Below are 17806 nucleotides of genomic sequence, written 5' to 3' on the forward strand. Positions count from 1 at the left end.
CATGATCTCCTACGGTACCAATCCGATTGCCTGGTCGAACGACGACGATCGCTCGCTGGGCGCGCATATCAGCCTTGATCAGTGCCTCGACGAGACGGCCAAGATCGGTTTCGACGGCATCGAGAAGGGACACAAGTTCCCGGAGGATCCCGCGGGCCTGAAGGCCGTCCTCGAACCCCGTGGCCTGCGCTACGTTTCCGGCTGGCATTCGCTGAACCTGCTCACGCAGTCGATCGAGGACGAGAAGCAAGCGATGCAGCCGGCGCTCGATTTGCTGAAGGCCATGGGATCGAAGGTCATCATCGTCTGCGAGACGTCGAATGCCATCCATGGCAATGACGCGGTTGCAGTCAATGCCCGTCCGAAGCTCTCCGAGGGCGACTGGGCTAAGTTCGGCGCTGGCGTCGAAGCGCTTGCCGAATATGCGGCTGCCCAGGGCATTGCGCTCGTCTATCACCATCACATGGGCACGATCGTCGAGAGCGAAGACGAGATCGACAGGCTGATGGCCAACACGGGACCCCATGCCAAGCTGCTGCTCGACACCGGCCATTGCCTGTTCGGCGGTGGCAATCCGGAGCGCGTAGCGAAGAACTACATGCACCGGGTCGGCCATATCCATGCGAAGAATGTCCGGCCCGTTATTGCCCGGCAGGTCCGCGACGAGAACCTGTCTTTCCTCGAAGGCGTGCGCCGCGGTGTCTTCACCGTGCCGGGCGACGCCGAGGGCGGCGTCGACTTCCCGCCGGTCTTGCGGATCGCGGCAGAGCATGGTTACCAGGGTTGGCTGGTCATCGAGGCGGAGCAGGACCCGGATGTCCGCAATCCCTTCGAGTACCAGAGCCTTGGTTTGAAATCGCTGAAGGCCATGGCCAGGGAGGCCGGGCTGGACAAGGAGACAGCGTGAAATTTCTCGATCCGCAGCACCCGTTCTTCAAGCCGCTCTGGCGCCGCATCCTGACCGTCGTCGCACCGGCGGCCTGGGCTCTCGTCGAGCTTTCGAACGGCGAAGGGGGCTGGGCCATCGTCTTCTTCGGAGCGGCGGCCTATGCGGGATACGAGCTATTTCTGGCGCCGAAGCCGGCGGCGGATGCCAGGCCGGCGACAGACGAGGCCGCAAGAGACGACAAGGGAGACGAGGGATGAGCGATCTGCTGCGCAAGCCGAAGGGCACCTCCGGCAAGGTGCACGACATCACGCCGGCGGTTGCCGGTTGGGGCTATGTCGGCTTCGGCCTTTACCGGCTCAAGGCCGGCGAGAGCGTGGCGGAACCGACCGGCGATACCGAGGTCATCCTGGTGCTCGTCGAGGGCAAGGCGATGGTTTCCGGCGGGGGCAAGGATTTCGGCGAGCTCGGCGACCGGATGAACGTTTTCGAGCGCAAGGCCCCCCATTGCGTCTACGTGCCGGCCGACTCCGACTGGTCGGCCAGCGCGACGACCGACTGCACGCTTGCCCTTTGCACGGCACCCGCCGAGCCGGGGCGCGAGGCCCAAGTAATCGGCCCCGCCGGGATTTCACTGGTCGAGCGCGGCAAGGGCGCCAATACCCGCTACATCTATCCGATCGCCATGGAAGATCGCGACGTTGCCGACGCGCTCCTGGTGACGGAGGTCTTCACGCCGTCGGGCAACTGGTCGTCCTATCCGCCGCACCGGCATGACGAGGACAATTTCCCGGAGATGACCTATCTCGAGGAAACCTACTACCACCGCCTCAATCCGGCGCAGGGGTTCGGCTTTCAGCGTGTGTTCACCGAGGACGGCTCGCTGGACGAGACGATGGCGGTGAGCGACGGCGACGTCGTCCTCGTGCCCAAGGGGCATCATCCCTGCGGTTCGCCCTACGGCTACGAGATGTATTACCTCAACGTGATGGCCGGTCCATTGCGCAAGTGGCGGTTCCAGAACCATCCCGACCACGACTGGATCTTCCGGCGCGACAATCCGTAAGCCGTCGCACGGCAATTCAATTTTCGACTCCTGGGAGGAAGACAATGGCGGGTCTCGGCATCGGGCTCATCGGTACCGGCTACATGGGCAAATGCCACGCACTGGCGTGGAACAACGTGGCGAGCATCTTCGGCGACGTCGAGCGGCCGCGCCTTGTCACACTCGCCGAGGTCAATGCCGACCTGGCGGCGAAGAAGGCGGGCGAGCTCGGCTTCGCCAAGTCGACCGGCAACTGGCGGGACCTGCTGTCCGATCCGTCCATCGACGTGATCTCGGTCACCACGCCGAACGCCTTCCACGCCGAGATGGCGATCGAAGCACTCGAGGCCGGCAAGCATGTCTGGTGCGAAAAGCCGATGGCGCCGGCGCTCGCCGATGCGATCCGCATGCGCGAGGCGGCCGCCCGCTCGGGCAAGGTCGCGGCCATGGGCTACAACTACATCCAGAATCCGATGATCCGCCACATGCGCCGCCTGATTGACGAAGGCGCGATTGGTTCGGTCAATCACGTCCGTGTCGAGATGGACGAGGACTTCATGGCCGATCCGAGCCAGCCCTTCTACTGGAAGAGCGAGGCATCCTCCGGCTATGGCGCGCTCGACGATTTCGCGGTCCATCCGCTGTCGCTGCTCTTCGCCCTGTTCGGCCACGTCGATGCCGTCGTGACCGACATGGTCAAGCCGTACGAGACCCGGCCGCTTGCCGCCGGCGGAAGCCGGGCCGTCGAGAACCACGACATTGCCAGCGTGCTGCTGCGGCTCGAGGGTGGCGTCTCGGCAGCCCTGATGGCGGACCGTTCGGCCTGGGGGCGCAAGGGGCGCATCGCCGTGCAGATCTTCGGATCGGCCGGTTCGATCCTCTTTGACCAGGAGCGGATGAACGAGTTCCAGCTCTACCAGGCCTCGGGTCGTCCGGAAGAGCAGGGGTTCCGCACGATCCTCGCCGCACCCCACCACAAGCCCTACGATCGCTTCATCCCCGCGCCGGGCCATGGTCTCGGCTTCAACGACCTCAAGGTCATCGAATGCCGCGAACTGGTTGCCGCCATCGCCGGCCAGAAGGCGCATCTCATTGGCTTCGAAGACGGCCTGCGCATCGAGCGCAGCGTTCATGCCATGGCGCAGTCCTTTGCCGAGAAGCGCTGGGTGACCATCGAGGACTGATCGAGTCGTCCGGTGGTCCTGTTGATCCGCTGCCGATCCACGCCCGTAGAGGATTGAAGAAGCGCCCGCCAAACCTGTGCGGGGCCCTTTGTCGAGGGTGAGAGGGGCGGTCATGGAAAACAGGGTGTTGCCGTCGCTCGGGGGCGACTATCGCGCATTGGTGCTGGGTGCGTCGGGTGGGATCGGGTCAGCGTATCTGTCAGCTTTCCGCAAGGATCCTGCCTGCACTGTAGCCCTCGGCCTGTCGCGCCGCGACGACGGCTTCGATGTGACCGATGAGGCTTCCGTCTCGGCTGCGGCAGAGCGGTTTTGGGAGGAGGGCGCCGCATTCGACGTTATCATCTGCGCGACCGGGGCCTTGACGATCGACGGCGTCGGCCCTGAGAAGACGATCCGTGCCATCGCGCCGGATGCCATGGCGGCGCAGTTTGCCCTCAATGCAATCGGCCCGGCGCTGGTTCTCAAACACTTCTCAGCTCTGCTTTCCCGAGACCGGCGCAGCCTGATGGCTTTCCTCTCGGCGCGGGTCGGCTCGATCGGCGACAACCGGCTTGGCGGCTGGATCTCCTATCGTGCCTCCAAGGCGGCATTGAACCAGGTCGTGCGCACAGCCGCGATCGAGATCGCCCGGACGCGGCCCCTCACTGTCGTTGCAGCCCTTCACCCCGGGACAGTCGCGACCTCGCTTTCCGACCGCTTCTCCGCCGGCCATGAGAGGTTCAGTCCCGGCGACAGCGTCAGCCGCATGCTGGTCGTGCTCGACGGGCTCGATCCGGCGGCAAGCGGTTCATTCCACGCTTATGACGGGCAGTCGATCCCGTGGTGAAGCCGGGCGGCAGATCCATTTGCCGTCACCGACCGTAAAAGGGCGAGAACCCCATACAGGAGCCCTTCCGATGTCAAACACCAGGTCCATGTTCCTCGCGCTTCTTCTCCCCGTTTTCATGTCCGCTTCTGCCGTCTCCGCGGCCGAGGCGTTTACGCTCGAAGGCTTCTTTGCCGGAAAGAGCAAGGCGACAGGTTCGTTCAGCGCCATCAACGGGGTGAAACGCCAGTTCACCGTCGATCTGACCGGCAAGTGGGACGGTCGGACGCTGACGCTGCGAGAGGACTTCGTATTCAGTGACGGCACGCGTGACCGGAAGACCTGGCGCTTCGTGAAGACCGGGCCGTTAAGCTATTCCGGTACGCGTGAGGACGTGATCGGCGAGACGCGGGTGACCATCCAGGGCAATGTCGCGCGGTTCAACTATCTGGTCTATCTCGATTCCGCCAAGCAGGCGAACAAGGTCCGCTTCTACGACAAGATGGTGCTGCGCGCCGATGGCACCGTTCTCAACACGGCGCTGGTGACGAAGTTCGGCTTGCCGGTCGCCAAGACCGTGGTCGAGTTCGAAAGGCCGGGTCGCCCGGCGCGGAGTGCTTCAGAGCGCTAGGCACGTTCGTAAAGAAAAGGCGGCGCCGAGGCGCCGCCAGGTGGCTTTCGCGGTGGGAGTTATCGTCAGACCTTGCGTTTCTTCTGTCGATAGACGTCGGCAACGACGGCTGTCACGATGATCATGCCCTTGATGATTTCCTGGTAGTAGGCGTCGACCCGGAGGAAGGTGAAGCCGGAGGTCATAACACCGAGGATGATGGTGCCGATCACGGTGCCGGTGATGCGGCCGGCGCCGCCCGAGAGCGAAGTGCCGCCGATGACGGCTGCCGCAATCGCGTCGAGTTCGTACATGACGCCCATGCCGGCCTGGGCAGTCTGGGCGCGGGCGGCGGTCACGACACCGGCGAGACCTGCCAGCATGCCGGCGATCGCATAGACCTTGATCAGGTGTGCCTCGACATTGATACCGGACACGCGGGCCGCCTGGACGTTGGCGCCGATGGCATAGGTGAACTTGCCGTAGCGGGTGTAGCGCAGGGCAATGTGGAAGATCACCGCGACGACGAGGAAGACCACCACCGGCCAGATGCCCGTGCCGATGAAGTTGAACTGGTCGGTCAGGCCGGAGACCGGCTGGCCCTTGGTGTACCACTTCGAGATGCCGCGTGCAGTCACCATCATGCCCAGCGTGGCGATGAAGGGCGGGATCTTGGTCCTGGCGATCAGCTGGCCGTTGATGAAGCCGGCGAGCAGGCCGACGGCGATGCCGAGCCCGATCGGAATGAAGAAGGGCAGGTCGGTCAGGCTCGGATAGAGCGCGCGGGACCAGGTCGACGACTGGGCAAGGCTCGCGGTGAACATCGCGGTCATGCCGACGACGGAGCCAGACGACAGGTCGATGCCGCCGGTGATGATGACCTGCGTCACGCCGACCGAGATGATGCCGATGACCGAGACCTGCAGGATCATGATGGTCAGGCGCTGCGGGTTCGCCAGGAAGCTCTGGCCGACGAAAACCCAGCCGAGGACCTCGAAGACCAGCGCGATGCCGATCAGCACGAGGAAGATGTTCGCTTCCGGCGGGATGCGGCGATGTTGGGGCTTGCCGGTCTTCAGGTCGACCTCGCCCTTGGCCACGGTTTTGCTGTTCATTGTTTCCTCCCTCAAAGGTTCACGACCGAAGGCCGGCTCAACGGGCCGCCAGGTCCATGACCTTGATCTGTGTGGCTTCCGCTCGGTCGAGGAAGCCGGTGACGCGGCCTTCATGCATGACCATGACGCGATCGCTCATGCCGAGCACTTCCGGCATTTCCGACGAGATCATGACCACGGCGACGCCGTTCCTGGTCATCTCGGTGACGAGGCGGTGGATTTCCGCCTTGGCGCCGACGTCGATGCCGCGCGTCGGCTCGTCAAGGATCAGAATGCGCGGATTGGTGAGCATCCAGCGACCGATCAGCACCTTCTGCTGGTTGCCGCCCGAAAGGTTTTCGATGCGCTCTGCCAGGTTCGGGGTCTTGACCCTCAGCTTGCGGCACATCTCCTCGCATTCGGCGGTCAGATCCGTCTGTGTGACGAAGCCCTTGCTGACAAACCTGTCCTGCAGGACGGCGAGCTGCATGTTTTCCAGAACGCTCAGGATCAGCAGGCAGCCGGTGTCCTTGCGGTCCTCCGTGAGGAAGGCCATGCGATTGCGGATCGCTTCCGTCGGGCTGGTGATGGAGACGGGCTTTCCGTCGATCTCGATGGTACCGGACGAGGCAGGCGTCACGCCGAAAATGGTCTCGGCGACGTTGGAGCGGCCGGAGCCGACGAGACCTGCGACGCCAAGGATCTCGCCAGCCCGCACGTCGAAGGATACGTCGCGGAACACGCCGTCGAGCGTCAGGTTCTTGACCGACAACACGACGTCACCCAGCGGCACGTCCTCCTTGGGGAACATCTGGGTGATCTCTCGGCCGACCATCATGCGGATGATGTCGTCGCGTGTCACGTCGGTCGATGCGTGGGTGCCGATATACTTGCCGTCGCGGAAGACCGAGAACTCGTCGGCGATCTCGAACAGTTCGCTCATTTTGTGGGTGATGTAGACGATGCCGATGCCCTGGTCGCGCAGGCTGCGGATGATCTGGAACAGATGCTCCACCTCGCGCTCCGTCAGCGCCGAGGTCGGTTCGTCCATGATCAGCACATCGGATTCATAGGAGACCGCCTTGGCGATCTCTACCATCTGCCGATTGGCGACCGAGAGTTCGCCGACGCGGGTCTCGGGGTGAATGGTGATGTTCAGCCGGTTGAAGAGTTCGGCCGTCTTGCGGTTCATCTCGCGGTGATCGACGAACCCGAACCGGTTCAGTGGTTCGCGGCGGATCCAGATGTTCTCGGCAACCGTCATCGGCGACATCAGGTTCAGTTCCTGATGGATCATGGCGATGCCGTTCTCCAGCGCGTCGAGCGGTGATTCCAGGCGGATGTCTACGCCCTTCAGCTGAACGGTGCCCTTGTCGGGATGATAGATACCGGCGAGGATCTTCATCAGCGTCGACTTGCCGGCGCCGTTCTCGCCCATCAGCGCATGCACGCTGCCGCGCTTGAGGCGGAAGGTCACGTCATCGAGGGCAACGACACCGGGAAACTCCTTGCGGACGCCCTCGGCGACCAGAAGATACTCGGCGGTGGGTACGGCGCCGCTCTTGCGGACAGCGGCCATCGTTGTCGGACTGACCATGGCAAATCTCCTCGCGCTTCATGCGGTGGGATGCGGGCCTGAGCCCGCATCCGCTTGATCCCGGAAGGGATCAGTTCTTGCTCTGGTAGTCCTTGAGGTTGGCCGGGGTGACCAGTTCGAAGGGAATGTAGACCTTCTTGTCGACGGCTTCGCCCTTGGCGAGCTTGAGCGCCGCGTCGACCGAGCCCTTGCCCTGGCCGGCCGCGTTCTGGAACACGGTGACGTCGAGGTCGCCGGCTTCCATGGCCGCAAGGGCGTCCTGGGTTGCGTCGACACCGGCGACGACATAGTCCTTCATGTCCTTGCCGGCTGCCTTCAGCGCCTGGATGGCGCCAATCGCCATTTCGTCGTTGTTGGCGATGACGGCGTTGAACTCGAGACCGGCGGAGAGCCAGTTGGTCACGAGGTCTGCGCCCTGGGTGCGCGACCAGTTGGCGGTCTGCTCTTCGACGATCTCGATGCCCTTGCACTCGTCGGTCGCCAGTACGTTATGAACGTCCTGGGTACGCATGCGGGCGGCCTGGTTGGAAAGCTCGCCCATCATGACGACGGCCTTGCCCTTGCCGCCGAGCAGCTTGCAGACTTCCTGGGTTTCGAGCGTGCCGGACTCTTCTTCGTTCGAGGCGACGAACGCCTGCTTTTCCGGCAGTTCGTTGACGTTGACCGGCTCGCGGTTGACGTAGACCAGCGGAATGCCGGCGTCGGCGGCGATCTTCGACATGGCGGCGGTCGCATCGGTGTCGACCGGGTTGACGATGATGGCGTTTACGCCGGCTGCGATGAAGTTCTGGATCTGGCTCTGCTGCTTGGCGACGTCGTTCTGTGCGTCTTCAACCTGCAGCGTCACGCCGTCGAGCGTCTTGGCGTAGTCCTGCATCCCGTTGCGCAGGACGGTCAGGAAGTTGTCGTCGAACAGGGCCATGGATACGCCGATGGTTTCGGCATGGGCGGCCGTGCTCAAAAGAACAGACATGGCGGCGCCCAGAATAAGCTTTTTCATGATATTTCCTCCTCAAACGGTGTCCGGCGTCACCTTCTCCTGCCGGAGACCGGATTTCGTCCGGCCATGCACTTGTCCCGCGCTCCCGACGCGCCGGAAAACGGAATGAAAAGACCGCCAGTCCGGAAATGCAGATAATTTATTCCATTTTTTGTTTCGCCCGTCAACGGCGCAGATGCATCGGACAGGCAGATTTCCGCTACCTGCCGGGAAATGTGGAGAAAAACGCAATTTTGCGCCTGTTCATAAATGGAATTTCCGTTCCATTTATGGGCGTGAAGGACTGTTGAAGCAGGTCTTGGGGAAGAAAAGTCTGCGCAGCGCGCCTCGGTTGCCGGAACGGCAGGGCTGGATCGACGCGGGCGGGCGGACCGAACGGTGCCCGCCCGCGTCGATGCTATGCTCAGATCGTCGCGCCGATATAGGTCATGCTGGCCTTCACCGCTGCGGCCGGGTCGGTCAGCGCATGCACGGTTTCGGCGAAGGGTTCGAAGGAAAGGGGGCCGCGGTAGCCGGCCGCGTCGAGGGCGCGGATCTGCCCGGCATTGTCGAGCCGGTCGTTGCCGTCGACCAGCACGCGGTGGCTGTCGCGCATGTCGGAGACGGCGACGTCCGGGGCGGTGACGCCGGAGATGTGGACGAGGCCAGTGAGTTCAGGGAAGAGCGCCGGTTCGCCTGCAAGATGGTGATGGAAGGTGTCGTGCACGAGCCTGAAGACCTCGCTGCCGCCGACGGCCCGGATGGCGTCCGCCGCCTCCTGCTTGGAACGCAGCGAGCAGATCTCGAAGCCGAGGGGCTCGACCAGACCGATGATGCCAGTCGCTTCCAAGCGCGGCTTCAATGCGGTAAGCGCTTCGCGCAGGTTCTGCTGGCGCTGGCCGTCCTCCTGGCCGGTGCCGTCGTTCTTCGGAACCAGAACCAGCGCCCGGGCGCCGCAGGCATGTGCATAGGCGATCAGTTCGTCTGCCTCACGGGCGCGCGTTTCGTTCCATTCGTTGAAGCGCTGAAGGGCGTTGATCGAGATGATCTCGATGCCGCGGTCCTTTGCCAGCTTGCGGATCTCTTCGGGCGCGGTGCCGTCGAGGATGGCGTTGCCGGCAAGATCGTTGCGGATCTCGACGGCGCGGATGCCGAGCGAAAGTGCGAGATCGAGGAAGTCTGCGATCTTCAGTGACGGCGTGGTCATGTGGTTGAGTGCGAATTGCAGAGACATGGGTTTCCTTGTTCCTCCCAGACGGGCGACGGTCTCCGCATGGGGAGACGGGCCGGTGCCGAGGCGGGAATTGAGCAAATCTCTTGACGTCAGTCAAAGGCCGCTCGAGAGCAGGGTCCATCATCCCTGCAAGATAGTCGGACCGGCATGATGGCAATCCATCATCATATGTTCTCGGAGATGAGCAGGTCGAAGGGCAGGAAGGTCTGGCCGGGAATGCTCGCCTCGCCCCGTTCGATCGCGCCGATCATCAGTCGCACTGTCTCGGCGGTGAGTGCCGCGACCGGGGTGGCGATGACGGCCGTGACGATGTCGTCGGCGAGTGCCTCGCGGCTTTCGGGCGTCAGTTCGTTGACGACGGCTGCCACACGCCCGGCGCAGTTTTCCTCGCGCAGTGCGGCAATCGCGCCTTCCATGCCGCCGCCGCAAGGGTAGAGGCCGACGAGGTCCGGATGTTGCTGCAGGAGGTTCAGCACCGCCTCGTGGGTGATTTCCGGCGTGTCGAGATTGATCTGCGTTTCGAGCACCTCGAAACCGGGGGCGTTTTCGCGGAAATAGGAGCGGAAGCCGATTTCGCGCATCTCGTGGCCCAGGAAGCGGTGGCTCCCGACGAAGCAGGCCACCTTGCCGGGCTTCGTGGCTGCCTTGGCGATCATCCATGCGGCGGTGCGCCCGACTTTGCGGTTGTTCAGTCCGACATAACCTTCGCGGACGCCGGCGGCAAAGTCGGAGAGCAGCGAAAAGACCGGAATGCCGCGGCCCTTGAGTTCGTCGATCGCGGCCGTGATGCCGGGATAGTCGGGGGCGACGAGCGCGATCGCCTGACAGCGGTTCGCCATCGCGCGGAGCTTTTCACCGATCGCCGCGGGCGTCGAGGCTGTCGTGTATTCGATCTGACTGGTGATGCGGGCGGTGGTCGCCTGCTCGCATGCCTCGGCAAAGCCTGCCTCGACGTTCTGATAGAAGGCCTGGGCCGGCTTCTGCAGCAGGAAACCCAGCCTGTAGTGGGGAAGGTCCTCAAAGGCGCGCTGCCGGATCAGGCTTGCGGCATGATAGCCGATCTCGCGGGCCGCCTCGTAAACCCTTCGTGCCGTTTCCTCCCTGACCGGCAGCCTGCCGTTCAATACCCGGTCGATGGTCGCCACGCTGACACCGGACCGTTCCGCCAGATCCTTGATCGTCGGACGACGGCGTTGGGACTTCTTGATTGAATCCATCATGATCTTCACTCATCAAATGATGCTAAAAGATAGAAACTATCATAGCCCGATTGTTGCAGGAGGAAAGTGCTTTTATCTTCGAGGCAGTGAGATGAGCTGAAAAGCGCCAGCCTGGAGGAGGATGACGATGACGACAGCGACAGCGGCAATCGGATCGAAGCGAGACTACAGCCTGACGGGGCGCCATGCGCAGCGGGCCGTGGAGATCGGGCTTGCCTCGGCCGAGTGGTACCATACCGACGTTCCGCGCAAGCAGATGAAGGAGCTGATGCAGCGCTCGGACGGGCCTGCCATTCGCGATACGGCGATCTGGCTCGGCTCGATGGCGCTGTTTGCCGGCCTCGGCATCTATTTCTGGGGTTCGTGGATCGCCGTCCCGTTCTTCCTCGCCTATGGCGTGCTCTACGGTTCGGCCTCGGACAGCCGGTGGCATGAATGCAGCCACGGTACGGCTTTCAAGACCCCGTGGATGAACAAGGTCGTCTACCAGATCGCCTGCTTCATGATCATGCGCAATCCGGTCACCTGGCGCTGGAGCCATGCCCGCCACCACACGGACACCGTGATCGTCGGTCGCGATCCCGAAATCGCCGTCATGCGGCCGCCGGATCTGGCACGCCTGATCCTCAACTTCTTCGGTCTGCTCGATGCCTGGCATGCGATGACCGACATGGTCCGCAACGCCTTCGGCCATCTCAGTGCCGCCGAAAAATCGTTCATTCCGGAGATGGAGCAGGGCAAGGTCGTCACGGCCGCGCGCATCTGGCTGGCGATCTATGCCGTCACGCTTTTCGCCGCCTTCGCCATGGGCTCGATCCTGCCGCTGATGCTGATCGGCCTGCCGCGGCTTTACGGTGCCTGGCATCATGTCATGACCGGCCTCTTGCAGCATGGCGGACTTGCCGACAACGTCGTCGACCACCGGCTGAACAGCCGGACCGTCTACATGAACCCGATCAGCCGGTTCATCTACTGGAACATGAACTATCACGTCGAGCACCACATGTTCCCGATGGTGCCGTATCACGCACTGCCGCAGTTGCACGCGCTGATCAGGCACGACCTGCCGGCCGCCAACCCGTCGATGCTCGATGGCTATCGCGAAATGATCCCGACCTTCCTGCGCCAGCTTTGCAACGAGGACTACTTCCTCAAGCGTGTGCTGCCGCCGACGGCGCGGCCGTATCGCGAGGAATTCCATGCCACGCCTGTGGCGGCGGCTGCCGAATAATCGATTGCCCGGGAGGAAAAGACCATGAGCGACAATTGGGTAAGGGCCTGCGCGATCGATGAAGTCGACGAGGAAGACGTCATCCGCTTCGACCACAACGGCCAGACGTTTGCGATCTATCGCAGCCCCGACGACGAGTTCTTCGCGACCGACGGACTGTGCACCCACGAGAAGATCCATCTCGCCGACGGCCTGGTGATGGACGACATCATCGAGTGTCCGAAACACAACGGCCGCTTCAGCTACAAGACGGGTCAGGCCAAGGGCGCCCCGGTCTGCGTCAACCTCAAGACCTATCCGGTCAAGGTCGAGGCCGGCGACGTCTTTATCGGGCTGGAGTGACGACCATGACCGAACACATCGTCATTGTCGGTGCCGGTCTCTGCGGGGCAAGGGCAGCCTTCGCTCTCCGCGGACTCGGGTTTGCCGGTAGCGTCACGCTGGTCGGCGAAGAGCTGCTGCCGCCCTACGAACGGCCGCCGCTTTCGAAACAGACCCTGATCGACGAGCCGGAGCCCCGGGTAATCGCGGCCGGGGACGATTACCGCAGCGCCGGCATCCGGCTCATAATCGGCGAGCGGGTCGAGAAAATCGACCGTGCGGGATCTCGCTTGCTGCTTTCCGGGGGAGAAGAGCTCGCCTATGACCGGCTTCTTCTCGCGACCGGCGCACGGCCCCGCCCGTGGCCGGGTGTCGCCGAGGGGAGCGAACGTATCCTGACACTCCGCAGTCACGAGGATGCGGCGACCATCCGCAGCCGGCTCGTGCCGGGCGTGCGGCTCGCCGTCATCGGTGGCGGCTTTATCGGTCTCGAGCTTGCCGCGACTGCGCGGCGCCTCGGCGCCGAGGTGACGGTGATCGAGGGACAGCCCCGGCTGCTTTCGCGCGGCGTTCCGGCCGAGGTCGCTGAGGTTGTCGAGGCGAGGCACAAGGCGGAGGGCGTCAAGGTGCTGTGCGGCACGGCGATCGCGAGCCTGGCGGAAGAACCGGACGAGGTGTCGGTGCAGCTTGCCGACGGCAGCATCGTCCGGGCCGATCTGGCGGTGGTCGGCATCGGGGCCATTCCCAATACTGCCCTTGCCGAACAGGCCGGGCTTGCAATCGAAAACGGCATCTCCGTCGACGCGCGTCTGGCGACGTCCGATCCGAAGATCTTCGCGGCCGGCGATTGCTGTTCCTTTCCGCAGGCACTCTATGGCGACAGACGGGTTCGGCTCGAATCCTGGCGCAATGCGCAGGACCAGGGGCACCTCGCTGCCGCGAGCATGCTGGGCGACAGCGTCGAAAAACCTGGCGTGCCGTGGTTCTGGTCGGATCAGTACGATCTCACTTTGCAGATCGCCGGCCTTGCGGAGGGCGCGTCGACCACGGTCCGGCGGGATCTCGGCGAGGAGGCGTTCATCCTCTTTCACCTCGATCCCGAGGGACGGTTGCTCGCCGCAAGCGGCATCGGCCGTGGCAATGCGGTCGCCCGGGACATACGGCTTGCGGAAATGCTGATCGCCGTGCGGGCGTGTCCGGATCCGGCATCGCTTGCCTCTGCGGACTCCAAGCTCAAGAAGCTGCTCGCCGCCTGAGGCGGGCAGCGTGAAGGCCAATATCTCATCGACCGCCGGAGAGACCATGCGCAATCGCCGCCCGACCGTTCACGACCTCCTGTCCCTGAAGGGCAAGCGGCAGCTCACCATGCTTCGCGTGGTGACGCTGGAGGAGGCAGAAGCCGCCGAGAAGGCGGGGATCGACCTCCTGTCCGTGCCGCCTTCGCTTCTCGGGCCGGCTTTCCGCGAGGCTGCGCCGACCTGCTTCACCTCTCCCGGCCTCGAATACGGTGATTATGTCACGGCCGAGGAGTACATCCGCGCTGCTTTTGCCGCCCTGAAAGCGGGGGGCGATGCGGTCTATTCGGCCGCGAGCCTTTCCACCGTGCGGCGCATGCGCGACGAAGGCATTCCGGTCTGCGGTCATGTCGGGCTGATCCCTTCCAAGGCGACCTGGACCGGCGGCTTCCGGGCGGTCGGCAAGACATCGGCCAGCGCCTGGGAGGTGTGGCGCCAGGTCAAGGCCTATGAGGAAGCCGGGGCGTTTGCCGTCGAGATCGAGGTGGTGCCGAGCGAGGTCGCGAGCGCGATTTCGAAACGTACCTCGCTGCTGATGCTGTCGATGGGGGCCGGGGCCGGCTGCGACGCACAGTATCTCTTCGCCGAAGACGTGCTCGGCGCGCATCGGGGGCACTATCCCCGCCACGCCAAGGTCTATCGCAATTTCTCCGCCGAGTTCGATCGGCTGCAGAACGAGCGGATCGCGGCCTTTTCCGAATATGCCGAGGATGTGCGTTCCGGCGCCTATCCGGAGATCGGTCACGAGGTGGCCATGCCGCCCGAGGAGTATGCCGACTTCCTGAAGCGGCTCGGATCGGACTGACGGATCACCAACGCCGGCCGGGGGTCACGCGCCCCCGCCTGACAACCAGGCTTCCATGCCGCGCGCCACGCTCCTCCCGCTGGCGAGGCAGGCAGTGAGCAGGTAGCCTCCGGTCGGCGCCTCCCAATCCAGCATCTCCCCGGCGACGAAGGTGCCTGGAAGGGCCTTGAGCATCAGGTTTTCGTCGACGCTGTCCCACGTGATGCCGCCCGCCGACGAGATCGCCTCGGCGATCGGCCGGGGGCCGGCGACCGGCAGTGGCAGCGCCTTGATCGTCTCCGCGAGTGACCCGGCATCGAGGCGATTGGCATCGGGCATAAGCTCCCGGAGCAGGGCTGCCTTCACTCCGTCGAGACCGGTCGCCTTGCGCAGCCGATTGGAGAAGCTCGCCTTGGCATCCTGGCGGCCAAGATCTCGCGCGAGCTTGTCGAGTGTCCGTCCTGGGCAGAGGTCGAGGGTAAGGTTCGCCCGGCCGTCCCGGGCGAGCGCATCGCGGAGCGCGCCCGCATGCGCGTAGACGAGGCTGCCCTCGATGCCGTTCCGGCTGATGACGAATTCGCCCTGCGTCGTGCCGGCTGCGCTGGTCGCCGTCACCGACTTGACCGGTTCGCCGGAGAATCGTTCGACGAAAACCTCGGAGAACCGGCAGTCGAAGCCGCAATTGGCAGGCCGGAATTCGGCGACCTCGACGCCCTGCGCCTGCAGCCACGGAACCCAGACCGCGTCGGAGCCGAGTTTCGGCCAGCTTGCACCGCCGAGTGCCAACAGCACGGCGTCGGCCTCGACGGTCTGTTCCCCCTCAGGCGTGGCTATCCGGCAGGCATTGCCGTCGAAGCCGATCCAGCGGTGGCGGGTGAGGATGATCACCCCTTGAGCCTCCAGCCTCTTCAGCCACGCGCGCAGCAGCGGCGAGGCCTTCATGACGGTCGGAAAGACCCGTCCCGAGGAACCGGTGAAGGTCTCCGTTCCGAGCCCGGTCGTCCAGTCCTGCACATCATCCGGCGTGAAGCCGTCGAGCATCGGCCGCAGCCAATGCGCGGCCGCGCCGTAGCGGGTGACGAAGCGCTCATAGGGCTCGGAATGGGTGATGTTCAGGCCCGACTTTCCGGCGAGCAGGAACTTGCGGGCAACCGTCGGCATGGCTTCGTATACGGTCACGGCATGATCGGCCCGGGACAGTTCCTCGGCCGCCATCAGTCCCGCCGGTCCGCCGCCGATGATTGCAATACGCCTGGTCGTCATTTTGCCCTTCATCGCCTGCCGGCGCTCAATCGAGGGTGAAGCCGGCGAGCCTGTCGGCGAGCGAGGCGATGGTCGTGCTGTCGGCATTGGCGAAGGCGAAGCGCAGGTAGTTTTCCTGGCCCTCGCCGAAATAGGCGCCGGGAATGCAGACGACGCCGGCCTCTTTCGCCAACTTTTCCGCCACGACCGCGGACGGCGTTCCGGCGAAGGGGTGGCGGATGAAGGCGAAATAGGCGCCGAGTGAATCCATCTGCCAGGCCGGAAGCCGGGCCATGACGTCCTTCAGCGTATCGGCGCGGCGGACGATCTCGGCGCGGTTGGCGTCGCGCCATTCCTTGAGTGCCGGGATTGCGCGGGCAACGGCGGCCTGCGGTGCACGCGGCGCGCAGATCTGCAGGTTGTCCATGACCTTGGCGATCTGGGCAACGGCTTGCCTGCCGGCGGTCACGGCGCCCAGGCGGTGGCCCGGAATGCAGAAGGATTTGGAGAAGGAGTAGAGCAGGATCAGGTTGTCTTCCCATCTCGGCACGGACAGGAGGTCGTGGGGCCTTTGTCCTTCGGGCAGGAAGTCGCGATAGGTCTCGTCGAGGATCAGCCAGGCGCCGACCGTGCGGCAGGCATCGAAGATCTCGCGCAGCAGGCCTGCCGGATAGATCGCGCCGGTCGGATTGTTGGGCGATACGAGGGCCAGCGCCTTGACGCCGGTCGCCAGGATCTCGCGGACCGCGTCGATCCCGGGGACGAAGCCGTCTGCCGGGTCGAGCCACAGAAGGCGGCGCTCAATGCCCATCATCGCCAGGGTGGTTTCCTGGTTGAAATAGAAGGGGTCGGTCAATGCCACGGCATCGCCGGGGCCGGCGATTGCCATCGCGGCGGCCATGAAGGCCTGGTTGCAGCCCGAGGTGATGTGGATGTTATCCGCCGTGACCGGTGCCCCGCAGAGCTCCGCGACCTCGGCGGCATAGGCCGTGCGCAGGTCCGTCTCGCCTTCGATCGGTCCGTAGCCCGCATAGGCGCGGGACGCGGCGGCCTCGCCGAGCCAGGCGAGCAGGTCGGGATGCGGCGGATAGCCGGGCACGGCCTGCGAAAGGTCGATCAGCGGGCCACGGGCGCCACCATAGGCGCGCGCCCAGGCAAAGACGGAGGGAACCGGCGGCGGCGAGAGGCGGGAAACGAGGGCGTTGAATGCGGGTGCGGGCATGTCGTTCACTTGTGTGGTTTCAAAGGGGTTGGATCAGGCCGAAAGGGCAGCATCGGAGGCGGGTTCTGCTGGTATCGGCGCCGTCTTGCCGGCGCGAGGTGTTCGACTTCGCGTCGTCTGGCGCACCGCCGGACGGATCTGCGAGCTGCGCTCGTTCTCCAGCGTGGCGAACATCCAGTCGATGAAGACGCGGACGATCGGGGCCGCCCGCATCTCGTTGCGGGCCGCGACATAGAAGGCATCGGAGGCCGGCACCGAAAGATCGAAGGGAATGATGAGTTCGCCGGCGGCGATCAGGCTGGATGCTGTAATGCTGTCGCCGAGCGCGATGCCCTGGCCGTGGCGGGCGGCCTCGGTCGAAAGCCGGGCGTCGCTCATGAAATGCTGGCGCCCGCGCGGCGCGTCGAGCTGGTCGGCGGCGGCGAGCCAGGTGTTCCATTCACGGCCGTCGTCGCCATGCAGCAGCACATGATCGCGCAGGTCCCGGACGGACCGCAATGGCCGGGAATTGAGCAGCGAGGGGGACACGACCGGGAAAAGCTCGAACGTGCTCCACAGCCTCGTCCAGCAGTCGCGCCAGCCGCCCGGTCCGTAGAGGATGGCGACATCCACGTCGGGCGAGTGGATGAGGTTGCTGTCGTTGCTGGACGAGAGTTTGAGGCTGATTTCCGGATACTGTTCGGAGAAGGCATTCATCCGCGGAATCAGCCAGAGGGAAAGCAGCGCCGGAACACAGGCGACGCGCAGCGTGCCGCTCGTCGAGGGCCGGTTCATCAGGGCGGTCGCCGCGGCAATGCCGTCAAAGGCCGAGGAAACCGCCGGCAGCAGCAAGGCGCCCTGCGGTGTCAGCTTGAGGCGCTTGCCGCCGCGTTCGAAGAGCGCCGCCTTCAGCGTTTCCTCAAGGGTCTTGATCTGGTGGCTGACTGCGCCGTGGGTGACGTTGAGCTCGCGTGCCGCGGCCGAGATCGAGCCGCGCCGCGCCGCGGCCTCGAAGGCCCTCAGCGGATTGAGCGGGGGAAGCCGGCTGGACATTGGTCGAAAACTCTATGAATTTTTC

18 protein-coding genes are annotated in these 17806 nt (G+C 64.4%); 10 read left to right on the forward strand and 8 right to left on the reverse strand.

Annotated features, from left to right (window positions below):
• The first annotated feature begins 1 nt into the window (after nucleotide 1).
• The 6 genes from iolE (at nucleotide 2) to ACX93L_RS00335 (ending at nucleotide 4551) form a co-directional block, all read left to right on the forward strand.
• Nucleotides 2-907, forward strand: coding sequence for a myo-inosose-2 dehydratase (gene iolE / locus ACX93L_RS00310; protein ID WP_459402999.1), 906 nt, complete (start codon nucleotides 2-4; stop codon nucleotides 905-907).
• Nucleotides 904-1146 (forward strand): hypothetical protein, encoded by a 243-nt coding sequence (locus ACX93L_RS00315; protein ID WP_459403000.1) that lies wholly within the window; start codon nucleotides 904-906, stop codon nucleotides 1144-1146. The genes iolE and ACX93L_RS00315 overlap by 4 nt, the downstream gene beginning before the upstream one ends.
• Complete coding sequence (iolB, locus tag ACX93L_RS00320; RefSeq protein WP_459403001.1) at nucleotides 1143-1952, forward strand: 5-deoxy-glucuronate isomerase; 810 nt, start codon at nucleotides 1143-1145, stop codon at nucleotides 1950-1952. Before ACX93L_RS00315 ends, iolB begins: the two co-directional genes overlap by 4 nt.
• 44 nt (nucleotides 1953-1996) lie before the next feature.
• A complete protein-coding gene (locus tag ACX93L_RS00325) occupies nucleotides 1997-3115 on the forward strand; it encodes a Gfo/Idh/MocA family protein (RefSeq protein ID WP_459403002.1) in 1119 nt (372 codons plus the stop codon).
• A gap of 112 nt (nucleotides 3116-3227) precedes the next feature.
• Nucleotides 3228-3941, forward strand: coding sequence for an SDR family NAD(P)-dependent oxidoreductase (locus tag ACX93L_RS00330; protein WP_459403003.1), 714 nt, complete (start codon nucleotides 3228-3230; stop codon nucleotides 3939-3941).
• Between the two features lie 70 nt (nucleotides 3942-4011).
• Nucleotides 4012-4551, forward strand: coding sequence for a DUF3833 family protein (locus ACX93L_RS00335; RefSeq protein WP_459403004.1), 540 nt, complete (start codon nucleotides 4012-4014; stop codon nucleotides 4549-4551).
• A gap of 65 nt (nucleotides 4552-4616) precedes the next feature.
• Here ACX93L_RS00335 and ACX93L_RS00340 read toward each other — a convergent pair whose 3' ends face one another.
• The 5 genes from ACX93L_RS00340 to ACX93L_RS00360 form a co-directional block, all read right to left on the reverse strand.
• Nucleotides 4617-5645, reverse strand: a complete 1029-nt coding sequence (locus ACX93L_RS00340) for an ABC transporter permease (RefSeq protein WP_459403005.1) — start codon at nucleotides 5643-5645, stop codon at nucleotides 4617-4619.
• A 37-nt stretch (nucleotides 5646-5682) separates the two neighbouring features.
• Nucleotides 5683-7221 (reverse strand): sugar ABC transporter ATP-binding protein, encoded by a 1539-nt coding sequence (locus tag ACX93L_RS00345; RefSeq protein ID WP_459403006.1) that lies wholly within the window; start codon nucleotides 7219-7221, stop codon nucleotides 5683-5685.
• Between the two features lie 70 nt (nucleotides 7222-7291).
• Nucleotides 7292-8221, reverse strand: coding sequence for a sugar ABC transporter substrate-binding protein (locus ACX93L_RS00350; RefSeq protein ID WP_459403007.1), 930 nt, complete (start codon nucleotides 8219-8221; stop codon nucleotides 7292-7294).
• Between the two features lie 403 nt (nucleotides 8222-8624).
• Nucleotides 8625-9434 (reverse strand): TIM barrel protein, encoded by an 810-nt coding sequence (locus ACX93L_RS00355; protein WP_459403008.1) that lies wholly within the window; start codon nucleotides 9432-9434, stop codon nucleotides 8625-8627.
• A 164-nt stretch (nucleotides 9435-9598) separates the two neighbouring features.
• Entirely contained in the window at nucleotides 9599-10651 is a 1053-nt protein-coding gene (locus tag ACX93L_RS00360) for a LacI family DNA-binding transcriptional regulator (RefSeq protein ID WP_459404112.1), read from the reverse strand.
• A 130-nt stretch (nucleotides 10652-10781) separates the two neighbouring features.
• Here ACX93L_RS00360 and ACX93L_RS00365 point away from each other — a divergent pair, with 130 nt between their 5' ends.
• The 4 genes from ACX93L_RS00365 to ACX93L_RS00380 are packed head-to-tail and all read left to right on the forward strand — an operon-like array spanning nucleotide 10782 to nucleotide 14306.
• Nucleotides 10782-11885, forward strand: a complete 1104-nt coding sequence (locus ACX93L_RS00365; protein WP_459403009.1) for a fatty acid desaturase family protein — start codon at nucleotides 10782-10784, stop codon at nucleotides 11883-11885.
• A 24-nt stretch (nucleotides 11886-11909) separates the two neighbouring features.
• A complete protein-coding gene (locus tag ACX93L_RS00370; RefSeq protein WP_459403010.1) occupies nucleotides 11910-12227 on the forward strand; it encodes a MocE family 2Fe-2S type ferredoxin in 318 nt (105 codons plus the stop codon).
• Between the two features lie 5 nt (nucleotides 12228-12232).
• Nucleotides 12233-13462, forward strand: a complete 1230-nt coding sequence (locus ACX93L_RS00375) for an NAD(P)/FAD-dependent oxidoreductase (protein WP_459403011.1) — start codon at nucleotides 12233-12235, stop codon at nucleotides 13460-13462.
• Between the two features lie 46 nt (nucleotides 13463-13508).
• The gene (locus ACX93L_RS00380; RefSeq protein ID WP_459403012.1) at nucleotides 13509-14306 is read left to right on the forward strand and encodes a 3-methyl-2-oxobutanoate hydroxymethyltransferase; all 798 of its coding nucleotides are present in this window, start codon (nucleotides 13509-13511) and stop codon (nucleotides 14304-14306) included.
• Nucleotides 14307-14330: 24 nt separating this feature from the next.
• On the opposite strand, the gene ACX93L_RS00385 is transcribed toward ACX93L_RS00380, so the two are convergent.
• The 3 genes from ACX93L_RS00385 to gcvA are packed head-to-tail and all read right to left on the reverse strand — an operon-like array spanning nucleotide 14331 to nucleotide 17781.
• Nucleotides 14331-15548 (reverse strand): TIGR03862 family flavoprotein, encoded by a 1218-nt coding sequence (locus ACX93L_RS00385; protein WP_459403013.1) that lies wholly within the window; start codon nucleotides 15546-15548, stop codon nucleotides 14331-14333.
• 25 nt (nucleotides 15549-15573) lie between these two features.
• Entirely contained in the window at nucleotides 15574-16749 is a 1176-nt protein-coding gene (locus tag ACX93L_RS00390; protein ID WP_459403014.1) for an aminotransferase, read from the reverse strand.
• 33 nt (nucleotides 16750-16782) lie between these two features.
• Nucleotides 16783-17781, reverse strand: a complete 999-nt coding sequence (gcvA, locus tag ACX93L_RS00395) for a transcriptional regulator GcvA (protein ID WP_459403015.1) — start codon at nucleotides 17779-17781, stop codon at nucleotides 16783-16785.
• Nucleotides 17782-17806: the final 25 nt, after the last annotated feature.

It is taken from the genome of Rhizobium sp. CAU 1783 (assembly GCF_054551725.1).

Bases quoted from the DNA above. Each gene is read 5' to 3' on its own strand.
- iolE (WP_459402999.1), top strand. From the start codon at position 2: ATGATCTCCTACGGTACCAATCCGATTGCCTGGTCGAACGACGACGAT.
- iolB (WP_459403001.1), top strand. From the start codon at position 1,143: ATGAGCGATCTGCTGCGCAAGCCGAAGGGCACCTCCGGCAAGGTGCAC.
- ACX93L_RS00325 (WP_459403002.1), top strand. From the start codon at position 1,997: ATGGCGGGTCTCGGCATCGGGCTCATCGGTACCGGCTACATGGGCAAA.
- ACX93L_RS00330 (WP_459403003.1), top strand. From the start codon at position 3,228: ATGGAAAACAGGGTGTTGCCGTCGCTCGGGGGCGACTATCGCGCATTG.
- ACX93L_RS00335 (WP_459403004.1), top strand. From the start codon at position 4,012: ATGTCAAACACCAGGTCCATGTTCCTCGCGCTTCTTCTCCCCGTTTTC.
- ACX93L_RS00340 (WP_459403005.1), bottom strand. From the start codon at position 5,645: ATGAACAGCAAAACCGTGGCCAAGGGCGAGGTCGACCTGAAGACCGGC.
- ACX93L_RS00345 (WP_459403006.1), bottom strand. From the start codon at position 7,221: ATGGTCAGTCCGACAACGATGGCCGCTGTCCGCAAGAGCGGCGCCGTA.
- ACX93L_RS00350 (WP_459403007.1), bottom strand. From the start codon at position 8,221: ATGAAAAAGCTTATTCTGGGCGCCGCCATGTCTGTTCTTTTGAGCACG.
- ACX93L_RS00355 (WP_459403008.1), bottom strand. From the start codon at position 9,434: ATGTCTCTGCAATTCGCACTCAACCACATGACCACGCCGTCACTGAAG.
- ACX93L_RS00360 (WP_459404112.1), bottom strand. From the start codon at position 10,651: ATGGATTCAATCAAGAAGTCCCAACGCCGTCGTCCGACGATCAAGGAT.
- ACX93L_RS00365 (WP_459403009.1), top strand. From the start codon at position 10,782: ATGACGACAGCGACAGCGGCAATCGGATCGAAGCGAGACTACAGCCTG.
- ACX93L_RS00370 (WP_459403010.1), top strand. From the start codon at position 11,910: ATGAGCGACAATTGGGTAAGGGCCTGCGCGATCGATGAAGTCGACGAG.
- ACX93L_RS00375 (WP_459403011.1), top strand. From the start codon at position 12,233: ATGACCGAACACATCGTCATTGTCGGTGCCGGTCTCTGCGGGGCAAGG.
- ACX93L_RS00380 (WP_459403012.1), top strand. From the start codon at position 13,509: ATGCGCAATCGCCGCCCGACCGTTCACGACCTCCTGTCCCTGAAGGGC.
- ACX93L_RS00385 (WP_459403013.1), bottom strand. From the start codon at position 15,548: ATGACGACCAGGCGTATTGCAATCATCGGCGGCGGACCGGCGGGACTG.
- ACX93L_RS00390 (WP_459403014.1), bottom strand. From the start codon at position 16,749: ATGCCCGCACCCGCATTCAACGCCCTCGTTTCCCGCCTCTCGCCGCCG.
- gcvA (WP_459403015.1), bottom strand. From the start codon at position 17,781: ATGTCCAGCCGGCTTCCCCCGCTCAATCCGCTGAGGGCCTTCGAGGCC.